This is a genomic window from Microbacterium sp. (assembly GCF_032084865.1).
In the GTDB taxonomy this organism is placed as follows: domain Bacteria; phylum Actinomycetota; class Actinomycetes; order Actinomycetales; family Microbacteriaceae; genus Microbacterium.
Map to the genome: position 1 here is coordinate 3,472 of NZ_DAMDLU010000198.1, position 247 is coordinate 3,718.

The window sequence follows — 247 nt, forward strand, 5'->3', positions numbered from 1 at the left end:
CATCCGGCCAGGCGAGCTCGCCGGCTCCGATCGCGAGGTCTGGCGCGCCGCCGACGACTTCCTCTCCGAATACCGCGATGTGATGGGCGGCATGCGCGTCGCGCATCGCGATGTGCCCGAGCTGCTCGCCGAGGCCACCGCGATCCTGCACACGGCGCAGCCCGTGGCGCTCGGCCCGCTGGCCCGGCTGCGCGTCGTGCTGATCGACGACGCGCAGGAGCTCACCCGCGGGGGAGTGCGGCTGGTG

Annotated in this window: 1 protein-coding gene; it reads left to right on the top strand. The window is 74.1% G+C overall.

Going from position 1 to position 247, the window contains the following annotated elements; all coding sequences use genetic code 11:
- A partial coding sequence (locus RT309_RS14230; protein ID WP_313358092.1) for a hypothetical protein occupies positions 1–247 on the top strand: 247 nt, incomplete at both ends.